Origin of the sequence: Serratia sp. szju (genome assembly GCF_044594185.1) — a bacterium.
Lineage (GTDB): Bacteria > Pseudomonadota > Gammaproteobacteria > Enterobacterales > Enterobacteriaceae > Serratia > Serratia bockelmannii.
Map to the genome: position 1 here is coordinate 1,574,844 of NZ_CP172576.1, position 16,976 is coordinate 1,591,819.

Below are 16,976 nucleotides of genomic sequence, written 5' to 3' on the forward strand. Positions count from 1 at the left end.
TTATTTATGAGAAATAACGAGATTTGGAAAATCGACAATGGATTTTCTGGTAAATAAAATACGAGTTTTACGTGTGGCGTGTTGCTGGGAATATTCTTGCAAATAATAGTATTGCTTGGAAATAGATTTTATTAAATTAAGTCAAATTCAGAATATAAAACCAAAAGGAAAAAGAAACATATTTGCTTTAAAATCAATAGATCGTATACAAATATTATCCAGTATAAATCACTATATAAATAACGATATGCGAGATATTAGATCGGGGGAAATAGGGTGATACCTACAATTCACAATATTGTTTTGCTAATATCGCCCTTAGGCAGCAGATGATGCATTTCCCTTTAGAAACAAAATATAAAACATAATTCATTGTTTTTGTTGTTGTTTCATGGTTTTTTGTTCACGAGAGATTGGGTTTCTTATTCGCGTTTAGTTCGCGTTTAAGCCTAATTGATTAACAATTAAATAACAATTACACCGGTAGTGAATTATCCTATCGCATTGCGGTATAGGGATTTTTCACCGCCTAACCCATTTTGATTAATCAAATTAAGGCATGTGCTGCTGCCGTTCGCCACATAATGATGACCTAAGTGACAATTAAAGGATTATAAACGGAATGATAACGATGATTAATGCTTGCAGCGGGCGCCGCTGGATGGGTTTGGCTATATTTCTGCTGTCTTTTATGGCGCTTTCTGGCTGTGCGGGCGGGAGCAAGACAAAACTGAATTCCGTGAAAAAAATCTCACAGAATAATCCTAATGATAAATCCGATGAGCAACGCATCGCACTTTGTCAGCAACGGGTTAATTCATTAAAGAATATTAATCCGCAAAGTTACCAAAAACGCATCGCCTATTTTAACGGCCTTCTTTCCAACGCCTCCGGATATGCCGGGGTACGCGGCAACGTGGATGAGAGTACCCGTAAAGCGATAGATGCTCTTTATCAATATAAAACCGAGAAATTCTGCGCCGACGTCGAGCATGAGCTGATGTCCGATCTGTCCAGCCGGGTTGAGAATCTGTAGCCATGAAGCGATGCGCGCAGGGATGGGCGATGGTTCTTTTGCTGTTAGCGGCGAGCGGGGCCGTTTGCGCCGCCGATGACGGCATTCCCGCGCTGTTGAAGTTTGCCGAACAACGGCAGGCACCACCGGCCGCGCCCAGGGAAGAAACCGTGCGTAAATCGGCGCCCGCACCGGTCACCAAACCGGCCACCAAACCGGCCGCCATCGTCGGGGCAGACAGCGTTCGTTTAACGTCGCTGAAGCAGTCTTTGCAACAACAGGCGGAGAAAATCCGTCAGTTGGAGCGGCAGTTGGCGGCGGCTCAGGCCGCGGCGGCGGCGAAACGGGAGCGGGTCGTCGTCGATATTCGGCCGCTGGCCGATGCCCTGAAGGGATTGCGGCAAGCCGTTGCGCCGGTGCCAGAGGTGGGCGCATTGGCCGCTTCGCTCACGCGGGCCGAACAGCGCAGCGCAAGTTTGGCGGCGCAACTGGCACAGCAGCAGCAGCGGGTAGAGACCTTGCTGGCCGAACGGCAGCAGGCGGCCAAGCCACCCGTGCTGGCCAGTGAGGCGGACAAGCTGGCATATGCCGCCGGCGTGTCGCTCGGGCGCGACATTCTGCATCTGCAGCAGGAGAACCGGCGCGCGGGGCTGGAGGCGGAGAGTCCGCTGTTGTTGGCGGGCATCGCCGATACCCTGGCCGGGCGGTTGCGGCTGGATGAGGCCGCCATCGACAGCGCGCTGCGCACGGCGCATCAGCGCTTGCAGCAGGCGCAGCAGACGCAGGCTCCGCCTCTGGACGGTAAAGACTATCTGGCCGCTTTTACCCGTCAGGAGGGCGTCAAGCAGGATGCGCTCGGTTTCTACTACCGGGTGGACTATGCCGGCAGCGGGGCGATCGGCACCGACGATCGGGTAGATATCGTGGTGCGCGAAAGCCTGACCGACGGGCGGGTGGTCAAAGACATGGAGCTGGCGGGGACGGTGATCTCGCAGCCGTTGACGCGCTATCCGCCGCTGTTTCGCGCCGCTATCGAGAAGCTGCAGCGCCACGGCTCGATCACGCTGGTGGTGCCGCCGGCGCTGGCGTACGGCAAACAGGGCAGCCCGCCGGCGATCCCCCCGAATGCCACCATGATTTACACCCTGCGCATCGCTGACGTGCAGCCGTGAGCGGGGTGCTCAGCAGTAACCACTCAGGAGGAATGCTATGGCCAAGGTGCCGAAAACGTTTGAAAGTAGAAAATCGCTGATGCTGGATGTGTTGCAAGGATTGTGCAGGGAGCGTGTGGAAGGGGCCGGGGACCATCATCCCCCGCCGGAACAGTGGCCGAAGACGCGCGAGCTGGCGGATAAATGCGGCGAAAATATTTATACCACCCGCACCCTGCTGCTGGCGCTGGAAAAGGAGGGCAAGGTTCACTGCACCCACCGCAGCATCAACAATTCTCTCCGTTGGTACAGCTGCGACGAACAGGCAGCGATAAAAAAAGAGTGATTCGACCCTGGTGGTCGCTTTTGACTATTCCCACAGCTAATCATTAATTAAATTTATCATTTGACGGGGCGTTTCGCTCCGTCAATCCTCCCTCTTCGTTCACTGTCATCCGCACAGCCATTGCTAAGATGTTTTTTGCGGCCATATACTTATCGTTCAGACGGGAACAGGTGTAGGGAGCCGGCATCGTAATGAAGGAAAAGAAAGACATACTGAGATTGGATGATATTCATTATCAAATAGACAGCCAGGTGATCCTGGATTCCGTCTCTTTCACGCTGGGTGAAGGCGAGTTCAAACTGATCACCGGGCCTTCCGGCTGCGGGAAAAGCACCCTGCTGAAAATCATCTCTTCCTTAATGGATCCGACCAGCGGAAAGCTCTATTTCGACGGCCAGGCGATCGACGAGATGTCGCCGGAGGCGTATCGCAAGCAGGTCTCTTACTGCTTCCAGACGCCGTCACTGTTCGGCAATACGGTTTACGACAATCTGGCGCTGCCCTACCAGATCCGTCAACAGCCGCCGGCCGAGCGAAAAATGAAGGCCGATCTGGCGCGTTTCGGCCTGCCGGAGGCGATGCTGACCAAAAGCATCAATGAACTGTCCGGCGGGGAGAAGCAGCGCGTGTCCCTGATCCGCAACCTGCAGTTTATGCCGCGGGTGCTGTTGCTCGATGAGATCACCAGCGCGTTGGACGAGGAAAATAAGCGCAACGTCAACGAAATAGTGCATCAACTGGTGGCGGAACACCGGCTGGCGGTGCTGTGGGTGACGCACGATACCGAAGAGATAGCGCATGCGGACGAGGTGATCACCCTGTGCGCGCATGGCGCCGAGCAACAGGAGCAACAGCATGAATCAGCATAACATCACCAACGAATCCTTGGGCTTGTCGATGGTGCTGGTGGTGGTCGCCATCCTGATCAGCCACCGGGAAAAACTGGCGCTGGAAAAGGACATTATCTGGAGCATCTGCCGCGCGGTGGTGCAGCTGATCATCGTCGGCTACGTGCTGAAGTATATTTTCGACCTGGATAACGCCGTTCTCACCGTGTTGATGGTGCTGTTCATCTGCTTTAACGCGGCCTACAACGCCAAGAAACGCAGCAAGTACATCGAACACGCGTTCGTGACGTCGTTTATCGCCATTACCACCGGCGCGGTGCTGACGCTGGCGGTGCTGGTATTGACCGGCTCCATCGAATTTACGCCGATGCAGGTGATCCCCATCTCCGGGATGATCGCCGGTAACGCCATGGTGGCGGTGGGGCTGTGCTACACCAACCTCGGCCAGCGTTTCAAAGGCGAGCAGCAGAAGATTCAGGAGATGCTCAGCCTGGGGGCGACGCCCAAGTTCGCGTCGGCGGCGCTGATCCGCGACAGCATCCGCGCTTCGCTGATCCCGACCGTGGACTCGGCGAAAACCGTTGGGCTGGTTAGCTTGCCGGGCATGATGTCCGGGCTGATCTTTGCCGGTATCGATCCGGTGAAAGCGATCAAATACCAGATTATGGTGACCTTCATGCTGCTTTCTACTGCCAGCCTGTCAACCATCATCGCCTGCTATTTGGCCTACCGTAAGTTTTACAACGAGCGCCACCAGCTGGTGGTCGGCAACCTGAAGTAACGCCATGAAAAACGGCCTCCGCGGAGGCCGTTTTTTTACCCTTGCAGCAGGGCGATGCTCTGGCGGATTTCCCGTTCGATATCCGCCTCGCTCCAGCCGTCCAGTTGTGAAGAGAAGGGCTCGAAGGCATAGACGCCGGTGTAGCCCAGGCGTTCGAGGTTCTGTACCTGGCGGCGGCTCTCTAGCCGATCGCCCTCGCTCAGCATAATGCGCTCTTCGTCGCTCAACGTGCCTTTATCCCGCCCGTCCTCCACGCCGGACAGATGCACCAGGCCGATCTGCGCCACCTGGATCTGCGCGTCGAAGTCGGCTTGCGTCACGCCGCTCAGATAGTGGTGGAACGTATCGAGCACGATACGGTACGGCGCGCCCGAGTCGCGGATGAGCGCCTGGGTCAGCAGCGACGATCGCAACGAGCTGATGCCGAAGCCCAACGGTTCGACGTATCCCTGTACGCCATAGCGCGCAAACAGCGGTGCCAGCAGCCGCAACGCGGCGAGGGTGTCGTCGCGTTTTTGCTGCTCGCTGCGCGTGTCGTCGGCGCTGCAGTGCGGGCACAGCACCAGCGCCCGGCTGTGGATGGCCTGCGCCTGCGCCAGCAACGCTTCGGCGCGCTGCTGCAGCGCCGCCGGGTCATCCATCAGATTGAACATGCCGAGGGCGTTGATCGTGACGATTTCGATGCCGTATTGCGCGGCGAGCGCGTTGAGCTGCGCGTCGCTCAGATCGTCGGTCACCTTGCCGCTGGGCATGTCGTTGCGCAGCTCAACTTTGCTGAGCCCGCAGCGTTTCACCAGGCGGAAAAAATGGTCCAGATTGAGATTCGGCGCGATCTTGCGGTTAATGCAGAAGCGGTCCAGCGCAATGTTCATGGGCATGACTCCAGCGGTCAGGGTTGAGAGATCAGGATTTGCCGTTTTCCAGCGGCAGCGGCTTGCCGTCGGGCAGGGATTGGCGGTGGCGTTTGGCCATCACCACCTGCTCCATTTTTTCCAGTGAGACGCCTTTGGTTTCCGGAATATAGCGGCCGATAAACCAGTAGCTGAACAGACAGCAGGCGGCGAAGATCCACATCGGGAAGGCGCCGTGGAAATGCGAGAACAGGTAAGGGTGGTCGTTGATCATCGGGAACGACTGCGACACCGCGAAGTTGGCGACCCACATGCAGCCGACGGCGATGCTCATCCCCTGCGCGCGCATGCGGTTCGGGAAGATTTCCGACACCAGCACCCAGGCGCCGACGCCCCAGGACAGCGCATAGAACACCATGAAGAACAGCATGCCGAACAGCGCGAAATAGCCGGTGGCCTGGGTGTAGAGCGCGTACGAGGTGAGCAGCAGGCCGGCGATGGCGCCCAGCGTGCCGTAACGCATCAGCGGAATGCGGCCCATGCGATCCATCAGCATGGCGCCGATGACCGAACCGACCAGCTGCAGCACGCCGATCCAGATGGTCTGGAACAGCGCTTCCTGCGCGTTTTCGGTGACGGTTTTCAGCACCACCGGCGCGTAGTACATCATCACGTTGACGCCGGTGACCTGCTGTAACATGGCGATCATGCAGCCGACGAACAGGATAAACCGCACCCGCACATCGCCGTAGTTCAGCTTCCGGTGCTGCTGCTGTTGATCCTGCTGCAGCGAGTCTTTGATTTCTTTCAGCAGATTCTGCGCGTGGGCGGCGTTGGAGACCTTGGTCAACATCGCCAGCGCCTGATCGTCGCGGCCCATCATCACGTTCCAGCGCGGCGATTCAGGAATGACGAACACCAGGATGCAGAACAGAATGCAGGGGATCACGCCCGAGGCGAACATCCAGCGCCAGCCCATTTCCACCAGCCAGGCTTCGCTGGCGATGCTGGCGATTTTGAAGTTGACGTAGAAAATCACGATCTGGCCAAAGACGATGGCGAATTGCTGCATGCTGAGCGCCCGCCCGCGCATGTCTTTCGGCGACACCTCCGACATGTACATCGGCGACACGGTGGCGGCAATGCCGACCGCCAGCCCGCCGATGATGCGGTAGATGACGAACCAGGTGAAGGTCGGGGCCAATGCGGCGCCGACGGCGGACACGGTGAACAGCAGCGCCGCCAGCATCAGCGCCTTTTTGCGGCCCCAGCGCGCCGCCAGCGGCCCGGCGGCGAAGGCGCCGACCACGCAGCCGATCACCACGTTGGAGACGGCCCAACCGGTTTCGGCCGGGCTGAGATCGAAATAGGTTTTCAACGCTTCGATCGCGCCGGAGATCACGGCGGTATCGTAGCCGAACAGAATGCCGCCCAGGGCGGCGATGCCGCAAATTCGCAATATGTAGCCGGTATTGTGCTTACGCTGATATGACATGTGTTGCTCCGATTTTTATCCTGGCTTCCGTCCGCACGGTCGGGGTGTCGGGAAGAGGGCGAGCGGAAGGGTGTGAACCGTGCCTGTCATCAAGGCGATGTCGTCGATAAATGCTGGAACAAACAAGAACATTTATTTCATAATTAGTGAATAATGGAATATTGATTTTTAGATCCAGTTCAAAAAAAACCGTCACCTCTGCGCCAGGCGCCTTGGGCGTTCGGGGGCGGACGGTAACGACGGCAGAGCAGGCTCAGTGCGGGTTTTCTGTAGCAAAGTCAGTGTGTATTAGCTCTGTTTTCTCCGCCGCTGTTGTGCTTTCCCTGGCACGGCAATGAAAGCGCCAATCCGATCGACACCGCAAAATTGCGACCTCACGCACTAAAAACAAATTTTTCAAAACAATTTATTTGAAACTTTTTTTTCAATGAAATAGAGTTTGCTGCATCCGGTCAGGATTTAGCCGGCTTGCCGACGGAGTTTGGCGAGCGGGACGATTAACGCCGCGCCGCCTGTGAGTGGCCTGGCGACAGCGGACTTGAAAAGAGGGCGTGACATGAAAACCGTGGGTAATTTTATTGACGGGCAGGTGTGCCTGAGCAGCAGCAATCAAACCATCGACGTGCACAACCCAGCCAGCGGGCAGGTTGAGCGGCGCGTCACGCAGAGCACCGCCGCCGAAGTCAAACAGGCCATCGACGTGGCGCATCGGGCGTTCGCCGACTGGTCGCGCACCACGCCGCTGCGCCGTGCGCGCATCATGTTCAATTTCAAGGCGCTGTTGGAACAACACCGCGACGAGCTGGCCGAGCTTATCGTCAGCGAGCACGGCAAAGTGTATTCGGATGCGCTGGGCGAACTGACGCGCGGCATGGAAGTGGTCGAATTCGCCTGCGGTATCCCGCATCTGATCAAGGGAGAGTATTCGCCGGACGTCGGCAGCGGCGTCGACAGCTTCTCGCTGATGCAGCCGCTGGGTGTGGTGGCGGGCATTACCCCGTTCAACTTCCCGGCGATGGTGCCGATGTGGATGTTCCCCATCGCACTGGCCTGCGGCAACACCTTTATCCTCAAGCCGCCGGCGCTGGTGCCTTCGGCCTCGGTGCGCCTGGCGGAGCTGCTGAAAGAAGCCGGCCTGCCGGACGGCGTGTTCAACGTGGTGCACTGCGCCAATGAAGATGCGGCGCAGCTGTGCACCGATCCGCGCATTCAGGCGGTGAGCTTCGTCGGCTCCTCCACCGTGGCGGAACATATCTATACCACTGCCAGCGCGCACGGCAAGCGGGTACAGGCCTTCGGCGCGGCGAAAAACCAGGCGATCGTCATGCCGGACGCCGATCTGGACGCCACGGTCAACGCGTTGATGGGCGGTGCGTTCGGCTCCGCCGGCGAGCGTTGCATGGCGCTGCCGATCGCCGTGGTGGTCGGTGACGATACCGCCGACAAACTGATCGCCAAACTGAAGCCGCTGATCGCGCAGCTGCGCGTCGGGCCGGGCTTGCAGCAGGGTGGCGAAGAGAATGAAATGGGGCCGCTGGTGTCGTCTGCCCACCAGAAAAAGGTGCTGGGCTACATCGATCTGGGCGTGGAAGAAGGCGCAACCCTGGTGGCCGACGGCCGCAATTATCAGGTGCCGGGCTACCCTGAAGGCTACTACGTCGGCGGCACGCTGTTCGACCATGTGAAGCCGAATATGCGCATCTACCGCGAAGAGATCTTCGGGCCAGTGCTGGGCATCGTGCGGGTGCCGGACTATCGCACCGCCATCGACACGGTCAACGGCCATGAGTTTGGCAACGGCAGCGCCATCTTTACCGGCAGCGGCCACTACGCGCGTCAGTTCGTGCAGGAAGTGCAGGCCGGGATGGTCGGCGTCAACGTGCCGGTGCCGGTGCCGATGGCGTTCCACAGCTTCGGCGGCTGGAAGCGCTCGGTGTTCGGCGCGTTGAACGTGCACGGCACCGACGGCGTGCGCTTCTACACGCGCATGAAGACCGCCACCGCACGCTGGCCGGCCGGGCAGCAGACGGTGTCCGAATTCAGCATGCCGACGCTGGGTTAAGCGCTGTCATATTCAGGCCAGGCCGTTGCTCCTTCGGGGCAGCGGCCTTTGCACGGGTCATTAACAGGAGAATCGAGATGTCTTCACTGCTTGCCAAATGTCAGACGCCGAATGCCGAGGGGCGTATTCAGCACGTGACGCCGGAAAATGCCGGTTGGCGCTATGTCGGCTTTGACGTTTACCGCCTGGCCGCCGGGCAGTCGCTGCAGCTTGAGTGCGGCGACCAGGAACTGTGCCTGGTGCTGGTTGCCGGTATCGCCTCCGTCGCCACGCTGCGCGCCGAATACCCGCATATCGGTAAACGCATGAGCCCGTTCGAACGTACGCCGCCTTACGCGGTGTATGTGCCGCACCACGATCGCATCGACGTGCGGGCAGAAACCGATCTGGAGCTGGCGGTGTGCAGCGCACCCGGCAGCGGCCACCTGCCTTCACGGCTGATTACGCCGGCGGATATCGGCGTGGAGCGGCGCGGCAAGGGGCGTAACCAGCGGTTGGTGCATAACATTCTGCCGGACAGTGAGCCGGCCGACAGTCTACTGGTGGTGGAGGTTTACACCGACGAGGGCAATACCAGCTCCTACCCGAGCCACAAGCACGATCAAGAAGACTCACCGCACGAAACCTATCTCGAAGAGACGTACTATCACCGCATACAGCCGGAGCAGGGGTTCTGCATGCAGCGCGTCTATACCGACGATCGCACGCTCGATGAGTGCATGCCGGTCTACAATCGTGACGTGGTGAAAGTGCCGCGCGGTTATCACCCGGTGGCGACGCTGGCGGGTTACGACAACTATTACCTCAACGTGATGGCCGGGCCGGTGCGGCAGTGGAAATTCACCTGGGAAAAAGACCACGCCTGGATTAACGGCGACGGCTATCCCGCCGCGCAATAAGCGCCTGAGGCCCGGCTTGCCGGGCTTTTTTGTCAGCCTTACTCGTCCCGGGCGTTATTCAGCGCCAGCGAGACCGCCAGCGTCTGCGCCAGGCACATCGAAGCCACCTGCGAGCGGAACCCGTCCACCTGCGCTTCGCGCACCACGAAACAGACGTCGCTGAAGGCGGCCAGCGGGCTGACCTGGCTGTCGGTGATGGCGATCTGCTGCGCGCCGCGCTTGGCGCCCAATTCCACCAGTTCCACCGCCTCGCGGGCATATGGCGAATAGCTGATGGCGATCACCACGTCCTTCGGTTTCACCATGCTCAGCTGTTCGGTGAACATCCCGCCCAGGCCGTCGATCAGAAACGCGCGGCGCTCCAGATGGCGCAGCGCATAGGTGAGGTAGGAAGCGACGCTGAACGAGCGGCGCAGGCCGATCACGTAGATGTTTTCAGCGTTGTTGAGCAGCTCGACGGCGCGATCCAGCTGCTCGGGAGCGATCTGCATCGCCAGCTGCTGCAGCGCCTGCGCGTTGACCATGGTGAATACGTTGAGAATCTCCGCCGGCTTCTCTGGCGCGACGTTGTCGTCGGTGGAGGTTTGGCGGAACAGGCGCGCGCGCTCGGTATAGTTCACCGTCTCTTCCATCAGATGCTGACGGAACACCTGCTTCATTTCGTTGAAGCCGCTGAAACCGAAGGCGTTGGCGAAACGGATCAGGGTGGAAGGCGGCACGCTGGCCTGTGCGGCGATGGAGGCAACGGTATCGAAAGCGATGCTGTTACTGTTATCCAAAATATAGCGCGCCACCTGCTTCAAACGCTTGCTCAGCGTTTCATAACGGTGGCGGATCTCGTCCTGTAACAGCGAAAGTTGAGTTGGGTTGTTCATCCATTCGGCTCGCAGTGGGGTGAAGGCGCATTGGCCTGACGCCTGAAATATTGACAGGGTATTTTAACAGACGGAGCGGAAATTTCATTTCCTCAAAAAGCGATTTATTCGATCGCACATTGCGCGACTTCACAGAAAATGGGCAAAAAAATCCCCTTAAAGCGGCGAAATGGCCTTAAGGGGACGTGAACCTGCTCTCGCTGTCAGTGCGTGCCGCCCGCCTGTGGACGGTACTGGCGCCAGAAACCGATCAGCGTCAGGTATTTTTGTTTCACCTGCTCGATCAGGGCCGCGTCGTCGATTTCCCCCTGCAGCCAGCGGCGCGAAGGTTGGCCGAAAATAGTGCGGCCGACGGCGAAGCCTTTCACCCAGCGCGCATCTGCGGCGGCGGCAAAGCCCGCCTTCAGCACCGCCTCTGGGGAGTCGAGCCCCAGGATCAGCACGCCGCGGCAGTCGGGATCGTAGGCGTCGATCAGCGCGCCGACCTGCTGCCAGTTTTCCGCGCTCAGCGGCGGCAGTTTCCACCAGTCCGGCTGAATGCCCAACCGGTAGAAGTGTTCAATCATCTCCAGGTAATAGCGCTCGTCCTTGTCGGCGTTGCCGTCCGGCAGGATCACTTCCAGCAGCAGCTCATGGCCGGATTTGCAGCAGCCGCGGTAGACGTCGGCGATCAGCTCATCCTGTTCGCGGCGCAGTTCTGCCGCGTCGTGCGGATGATAAAACACCAGGCACTTCACCACGTGCTCCTGCGGCCAGTCGATCAATTGCGAACCGATGTTGCCGTGCTCCAGGCGCAGCGGGCGCGAGCTGGGCAGCTCCACCGGCCGGCCAATCCACCATCCCTGACCGGTGATTTCGTTCAGCGCCGCCTGCCCGTAGGTGGTGTCGGCCAGAATGCCGCTGTTGCCGTTGAGGCCGGCCTGCGCGGCAGCCTGTTGCGCCGCCGTTAACAGCAGGGTTTTCAGGCGCGGAATGCGTTCCTCGCTGACGCCGGCTTCGCGCGCCATGTCCGCCAGCTGCTTGCGGTGATCGAAGGCGAATACGCACAATTCCGGCCACTGTTGCTTGCGGGTGGTGACCCGGTGCAGGTGATTCAGGCGTGCGTCGCGGTCCGGGCGCGTGACCTGTTGTTCACGCTGCAGATAGTCATCCAGCTCCCGTTTGGTCGGCATGGCCGGGGCGCAGCCGTGACGCGAGACCACCAATGCGCCGCAGGCGTTGGCGTAGCGGCAGGCCTGATCCCAGCCCTCATCGTTCAGGTAGCCGCGCAGCAGGCCGGACATAAAGGCGTCGCCGGCTCCCAGCACGTTCAGCACCTCCACTCGCACACCAGCGTGCAGCTTCACCTGTTCCCAGTCGTCGGCGATGTCATCTTCGAACACCGAGCAGCCCTGCGCGCCGCGCTTGCACACCAGCGTGGCCGCCGTGGCCCGGCGCACGTTTTTCAGCGCCGTCAGCGTGTCGGTGCTGCCGCCGGCGATATGAAATTCCTCTTCGGTGCCGACGATCAGATCGAAATGGTGCAGCACCTCCTGCAGCTCGCGCGTTACCTGATCCGATTCCACAAAGCGGGTTTCGCCGTCGCCCAGCGACGTCAACCCCCACAGCACCGGGCGGTAATCGATGTCCAGCGCGGTGCGCAGGCCGTGGCGGCGCGCGTATTCCAGCGCCTTCAGCACCGCGGCGCGGGTGTTCGGGTGCGACAGGTGCGTGCCGGTGATGGCCAGCGCGCGCGCGGAAGCAATGTAGGCCTCGTCGATGTCGTCGGGCGTCAGCGCCATGTCCGCGCAGTTTTCGCGGTAGAAGATCAGCGGGAAGGTTTCCTGATCCTTGATGCCGAGGATCACCAGGCCGGTTAACCGACGTTTGTCGGTGATCAGGCAGCGAGTATCGGCCCCGACGCGCTGCAGCTCTTCGCGCAGAAAGCGGCCCATGTGTTCATCGCCGACGCGCGCCAGCATGCCGGATTTCAACCCCTGAATGGCGGTGCCGTAGGCCACGTTGCCGGAAGATCCGCCGAGGTACTTGGCGAATGTGCCGGCGTCTTCCAGCCGCGCGCCGATCTGCTGAGCATAGAAATCGACGGCGATGCGCCCGAGACAAATGACATCAAGCTGTTTTTCTTGTGTAGCCATACCCGTTTCCTTCTGTTTAAGCAAAACTCCGGCGGCGGCCCGAGCGTGGCGCCCTGCAGGAAGCATGGGGATAGTATGGGGAATGAAAATTTCAATTTCAATATAGAATGAAATTTACACCCCGAAAATGTGATGCGTTTAAAACATCGACAGGAGAACGGGAAAAGCCGATGACGCGGCCATAAGACGGCGACCGGGCGCGCGCAGAAAAGGGGATTAGATCAGGATAAAAGGCTGTCAGCCCGTGTGGTAACGGTTGTTATCGGCCGGTGCGCGGCGCGAAGCCAGTAAAGGCTGAATCACGAGATGAAACGGGCTTTTCATGTAATATGCGATCTTTATCGCAAAATGAAATGTTTCTTCTATAATGTGATTTTATGAAAAATATATTTGTTTATAATCGCTTCACGTTTCAGGTTGTCGACTTCGTGAGCAGCGGGCATCGCCTGCTCAAGATAATAGCTGCCGCCGCGTAATACAAACACGGGATTGTCGGCTCGGCGCGAGCCCTTTCCGGGGCGGCCCTCAATCTAAAGGGTGAGTAAATGGGCAAGATCAGGCTAACCATGGCGCAGGCGCTCGTCAGATTTCTCGATAACCAGTATCTGCTGGCCGACGGGGTGGAAACCAAATTCGTCGCGGGCATTTTCGCGATTTTCGGCCACGGCAACGTGCTGGGGCTGGGGCAAGCGCTGGAACAGGATAGCGGCGATCTGCGGGTGCATCAGGGCCGCAACGAGCAGGGGATGGCCCATGCGGCGATCGGCTTCGCCAAACAAAAACTGCGCCGGCAGATCTACGCCTGCACTTCATCGGTCGGCCCCGGCGCCGCCAATATGATCACCGCCGCGGCCACCGCCACCGCCAACCGCATTCCTTTATTGCTGCTGCCGGGCGACGTTTACGCTTCCCGCCAGCCGGACCCGGTGCTGCAGCAAATCGAACAGTCTTACGATCTCAGCATCAGCACCAACGACGCGTTCCGCGCGGTGAGCAAATACTGGGACCGCATCGTGCGACCGGAACAGCTGATGAGCGCCTGCATCAATGCGATGCGCGTGTTGACCGATCCGGCGGAAACCGGCGCGGTTACGCTGTGTCTGCCGCAGGACGTGCAGGGGGAAGCCTACGACTACCCCGACTATTTCTTCCAAAAACGCGTGCACCGGCTCGATCGCCGTCCGGCGACCGACAGCATGTTGGCGGACGCGCTGGCGCTGCTGACGGCCAAACGCAAACCGCTGCTGGTGTGCGGCGGCGGCGTGAAATACTCGCAGGCCGGGCGGGCGCTGCGCGAATTCGCCGAGCGCTTCGGCATTCCGTTCGCCGAGACCCAGGCCGGCAAAGGCGCGGTGCCGAGTGACCATGAATTCAACCTTGGCGGCATCGGCGAAACCGGCTGCCTGGCGGCCAACACGCTGGCCCGCCAGGCCGATCTGGTGATTGGCGTCGGCACCCGTTACACCGATTTCACCACCTCGTCCAAATGGCTGTTTCAACACCCGGACGTCAGCTTCCTCAATATCAACGTCAGCGCCTTCGACGCCGGCAAGCTCGACGGCGTGCAGGTGCTGGCGGACGCCCGCGAGGCCCTGAGCGAACTGGGCGCGCTGCTGACGCAAACCGAGTACCGCGCCGGCTGGGGCGACGCCATCGCCGCGGCGCGCGCTGCCCAGCATGAAGAGACCGAGCGGGTTTACGCGGTGGAATACAGCGGCGCAGGCTTTGTGCCGGAGATCGACGATCACCTCGATCGCGAGCGGGTGTTCGCCGAATTTATCGCTCAGACCGACTCGGCGATGACGCAAAGCCGGGTGCTGGGGGTGCTGAACCGCGAGCTCCCGCCGGACAGCGTGATCGTGGCCGCCGCCGGCAGCCTGCCGGGCGATCTGCAGCGGGTGTGGCACAACCGCGGCGAGCACGGTTATCACGTGGAATACGGCTACTCCTGCATGGGGTACGAGGTGAACGCCGCATTGGGGGTCAAGCTGGCCGAGCCGCAGCGTGAGGTGTACGCGATGGTGGGCGATGGCGCCTTCATGATGCTGCATTCCGAACTGGTCACCTCGATTCAGGAAGGTTGCAAGATCAACGTGGTGCTGTTCGACAACATGACCAACGGCTGCATCAACAACCTGCAGATGGAACACGGCATGGACAGCTACACCACCGAATTCCGCTTCCGCAATCCAGAGGGCGGCAAGCTCGACGGCAAACTGGTGCCGGTCGATTTCGCCATGCTGGCGGCGGCTTACGGCTGTAAAACCTATCGCGTCACCACCGAGCAGCAACTGCTCGATGCGCTGGCCGACGCCCGCAGGCAGACCGTGTCCACGCTGCTGGACATCAAGGTGCTGCCGAAGACCATGGTGCACAAGTATCTCAGCTGGTGGCGCGTGGGCGGCGCTCAGGTGGCCGACAGCGAGAAAATCGTCGCAGTGGCGCGCAAGCTGCAGGAAAACATCGATAAGGCGCGCGATTACTGATTCGTTTTCGAACACAACACACTTTCCAGAGGGTAGCGAAAATGACATTGAACATTGGGGTTATCGGCACCGGCGCCATCGGCCGCGATCATATCCGTCGCTGCAGCAAAGTTTTGCAGGGCGCCCGCGTCGTGGCGGTGAACGACATCAATCGCGACAACGCCGCCAAGGTGGTGAGCGATCTGCAGCTGGATGCGCGGGTGTATGACAACGGCCACGATCTGATCAAGGCCGCCGACGTGCAGGCGGTGCTGGTCACCTCCTGGGGGCCAAGCCACGAAGAATTCGTGCTGGCGGCCATCGCCGCCGGCAAACCGGTGTTCTGCGAGAAGCCGCTGGCGGTGACCGCGCAGGGCTGCAAGAACATCGTCGATGCCGAAGCGAAGCACGGCAAGCGGCTGGTGCAGGTCGGCTTTATGCGCCCCTATGACCAGGGCTATCGCGCGCTGAAACAGGTGCTGACCAGCGGCCAGATCGGCGAACCGCTGATGTTGCACTGCGCGCACCGCAACCCGACGGTCGGCGAGGCCTACACCACCGATATGGCGATCACCGATACCCTGATCCACGAAATCGACGTGCTGCGCTGGCTGCTCGACGACGACTATGTGTCGGTGCAGGTGGTGTTCCCACGCAAGAGCCCGAAGGCGTTCCCGCATCTGAAAGATCCGCAGATTGTGTTGTTCGAAACCGCCAAAGGCACGCGCATCGACGTCGAAATTTTCGTCAACTGCCAGTACGGCTACGACATTCAGTGTGAAGTGGTGGGGGAAACCGGCATTGCCAAACTGCCGGAGCCGTCCTCGGTGCAGATGCGCAGCGGCGCCCGCCTGTCGACCGAAATCCTGACCGACTGGAAAGATCGCTTTATCGACGCCTATGACGTCGAGCTGCAGGGGTTCATCAACGACGTGGCCGCGGGCCAGCTGACCGGGCCTTCCGCCTGGGACGGCTACGCCGCCGCCGTGACCGCCGACGCCTGTGTGGCGGCCCAGCTCAGCGGTGAGATCGTACCGGTGACCCTGCCGGCGCGCCCGGCGTTTTACAACAAGCCATCGGCTTGAACCCCGTACCCATGATTGCAGAGGAGTGACCATGAAGATCGCTTTTGATGTCGACGTTATCCGGGATTTGGGCGTGACCAAAATGGTTCAGCAGGTGGCGGACTGGGGCTATAAATACATCGAGCAGTCGCCGCACCCGCAGATCAACCCGTTTTACAAGCATCCGAAGGCCAGCCGCGAAATCATGGCGGAGTATAAAAACGCCCTGAAAGCGACCGGCGTGGAGATCTCCTCATTTATCGTGGTGTATCGCTGGTCCGGGCCGGGCGAAGATCGCCGCCAGGCGGCGGTCAAAAACTGGCGACGGATGATCGAGATCGCGGTGGAAATGGGCGTGCAGGTGATCAACACCGAACTGGCCGGCAACCCCAACGAGCCGGAGATCTGCGAGGAGCTGTGGTATCGCTCGATGGAGGAGCTGCTGCCGATCATCGAGCGTGAAGGTATCCGTATGGAGATCCAGTCGCACCCGTGGGACTTCTGTGAGCTGAGTAACGAAACCGCCGATCTGGTGAAATCGCTGCGCAGCGACCACGTCAAATACCTCTACAGCGTGCCGCACACCTTCTACTACGACAAGGGGCAGGGCGATGTGGCCGGCATGTTGCAGTACGCCGGGGACGATCTTTCCCACGTGCTGATTGCCGACACCATGAATCACACCAAGCATTGCCGTTATATCGTCAATCCGCCGGGCGTTGACGCCGCGGTGCATCAGCACGTCGGCATCGGCGAAGGTGAGGTGAATTTCGACGCCCTGTTCCAGACGCTGCGCGACATGGAATTTGCCAACCGCAGCTTCAAGGCCGGCGGCGAATCGATCATCTGCACCTCGCTGTTCGGCTATCCGGAAAAGATGCCGAGCCAGGCGGTGGCGACCAGAGAGCGCATCGAAAGAGAGCTGTTGGGCAAATAATCTTATTTGGCTCGCCGGCGTCATTTGCACCGGCGGCCCTCCAAGGACCGAG

At 59.7% G+C, this 16,976-nt stretch carries 14 protein-coding genes; 10 read left to right on the top strand and 4 right to left on the bottom strand.

The genetic code is table 11. The features are described 5' to 3' along the window. Positions 1–661: 661 nt before the first annotated feature. From RE418_RS07455 to fetB, 5 genes are all read left to right on the top strand, one after another. Positions 662–1,036 carry a hypothetical protein gene (locus tag RE418_RS07455; RefSeq protein WP_373275267.1) on the top strand — a complete coding sequence of 125 codons (375 nt, stop codon included), beginning with the start codon at positions 662–664 and terminating at the stop codon, positions 1,034–1,036. A 29-nt stretch (positions 1,037–1,065) separates the two neighbouring features. Further along, on the top strand, positions 1,066–2,187 hold the full coding sequence (locus RE418_RS07460) for an FKBP-type peptidyl-prolyl cis-trans isomerase N-terminal domain-containing protein (protein WP_233494366.1): 1,122 nt from the start codon (positions 1,066–1,068) through the stop codon (positions 2,185–2,187). A gap of 37 nt (positions 2,188–2,224) precedes the next feature. Beyond that, on the top strand, positions 2,225–2,512 hold the full coding sequence (locus RE418_RS07465; protein ID WP_049209130.1) for a FaeA/PapI family transcriptional regulator: 288 nt from the start codon (positions 2,225–2,227) through the stop codon (positions 2,510–2,512). A 191-nt stretch (positions 2,513–2,703) separates the two neighbouring features. Next, complete coding sequence (gene fetA / locus RE418_RS07470; protein ID WP_089181425.1) at positions 2,704–3,381, top strand: iron efflux ABC transporter ATP-binding subunit FetA; 678 nt, start codon at positions 2,704–2,706, stop codon at positions 3,379–3,381. Continuing rightward, positions 3,368–4,141 carry an iron efflux ABC transporter permease subunit FetB gene (fetB, locus tag RE418_RS07475; RefSeq protein WP_025304582.1) on the top strand — a complete coding sequence of 258 codons (774 nt, stop codon included), beginning with the start codon at positions 3,368–3,370 and terminating at the stop codon, positions 4,139–4,141. Before fetA ends, fetB begins: the two co-directional genes overlap by 14 nt. 35 nt (positions 4,142–4,176) lie before the next feature. On the opposite strand, the gene RE418_RS07480 is transcribed toward fetB, so the two are convergent. Both RE418_RS07480 and RE418_RS07485 read right to left on the bottom strand, forming a co-directional pair. Then, positions 4,177–5,013 carry a TIM barrel protein gene (locus tag RE418_RS07480; RefSeq protein WP_025304581.1) on the bottom strand — a complete coding sequence of 279 codons (837 nt, stop codon included), beginning with the start codon at positions 5,011–5,013 and terminating at the stop codon, positions 4,177–4,179. Positions 5,014–5,044: 31 nt separating this feature from the next. After that, positions 5,045–6,487 carry a sugar porter family MFS transporter gene (locus tag RE418_RS07485; RefSeq protein ID WP_025304580.1) on the bottom strand — a complete coding sequence of 481 codons (1,443 nt, stop codon included), beginning with the start codon at positions 6,485–6,487 and terminating at the stop codon, positions 5,045–5,047. A 556-nt stretch (positions 6,488–7,043) separates the two neighbouring features. Here RE418_RS07485 and RE418_RS07490 point away from each other — a divergent pair. Together RE418_RS07490 and iolB are read left to right on the top strand one after the other, a co-directional pair. After that, positions 7,044–8,549, top strand: a complete 1,506-nt coding sequence (locus RE418_RS07490; protein WP_025304579.1) for a CoA-acylating methylmalonate-semialdehyde dehydrogenase — start codon at positions 7,044–7,046, stop codon at positions 8,547–8,549. A gap of 77 nt (positions 8,550–8,626) precedes the next feature. Next, on the top strand, positions 8,627–9,448 hold the full coding sequence (gene iolB / locus RE418_RS07495) for a 5-deoxy-glucuronate isomerase (protein WP_025304578.1): 822 nt from the start codon (positions 8,627–8,629) through the stop codon (positions 9,446–9,448). Between the two features lie 38 nt (positions 9,449–9,486). Here iolB and RE418_RS07500 read toward each other — a convergent pair whose 3' ends face one another. Beyond that, positions 9,487–10,323, bottom strand: coding sequence for a MurR/RpiR family transcriptional regulator (locus RE418_RS07500; RefSeq protein WP_004930856.1), 837 nt, complete (start codon positions 10,321–10,323; stop codon positions 9,487–9,489). A gap of 203 nt (positions 10,324–10,526) precedes the next feature. Next, positions 10,527–12,458 carry a 5-dehydro-2-deoxygluconokinase gene (gene iolC / locus RE418_RS07505; RefSeq protein WP_025304577.1) on the bottom strand — a complete coding sequence of 644 codons (1,932 nt, stop codon included), beginning with the start codon at positions 12,456–12,458 and terminating at the stop codon, positions 10,527–10,529. A 545-nt stretch (positions 12,459–13,003) separates the two neighbouring features. On the opposite strand from iolC, the gene iolD reads away from it, so the two are divergent. From iolD to RE418_RS07520, 3 genes are read left to right on the top strand one after another with little or no spacing between them, the layout of a single operon-like run. Then, positions 13,004–14,944: a 3D-(3,5/4)-trihydroxycyclohexane-1,2-dione acylhydrolase (decyclizing) gene (gene iolD, locus RE418_RS07510; RefSeq protein ID WP_089181424.1), complete on the top strand. Its 1,941-nt coding sequence runs from the start codon at positions 13,004–13,006 to the stop codon at positions 14,942–14,944. Between the two features lie 41 nt (positions 14,945–14,985). After that, positions 14,986–16,008, top strand: coding sequence for a Gfo/Idh/MocA family protein (locus RE418_RS07515; RefSeq protein ID WP_025304575.1), 1,023 nt, complete (start codon positions 14,986–14,988; stop codon positions 16,006–16,008). A gap of 31 nt (positions 16,009–16,039) precedes the next feature. Continuing rightward, a complete protein-coding gene (locus RE418_RS07520) occupies positions 16,040–16,924 on the top strand; it encodes a sugar phosphate isomerase/epimerase family protein (RefSeq protein WP_049205585.1) in 885 nt (294 codons plus the stop codon). Positions 16,925–16,976 lie beyond the last annotated feature (52 nt).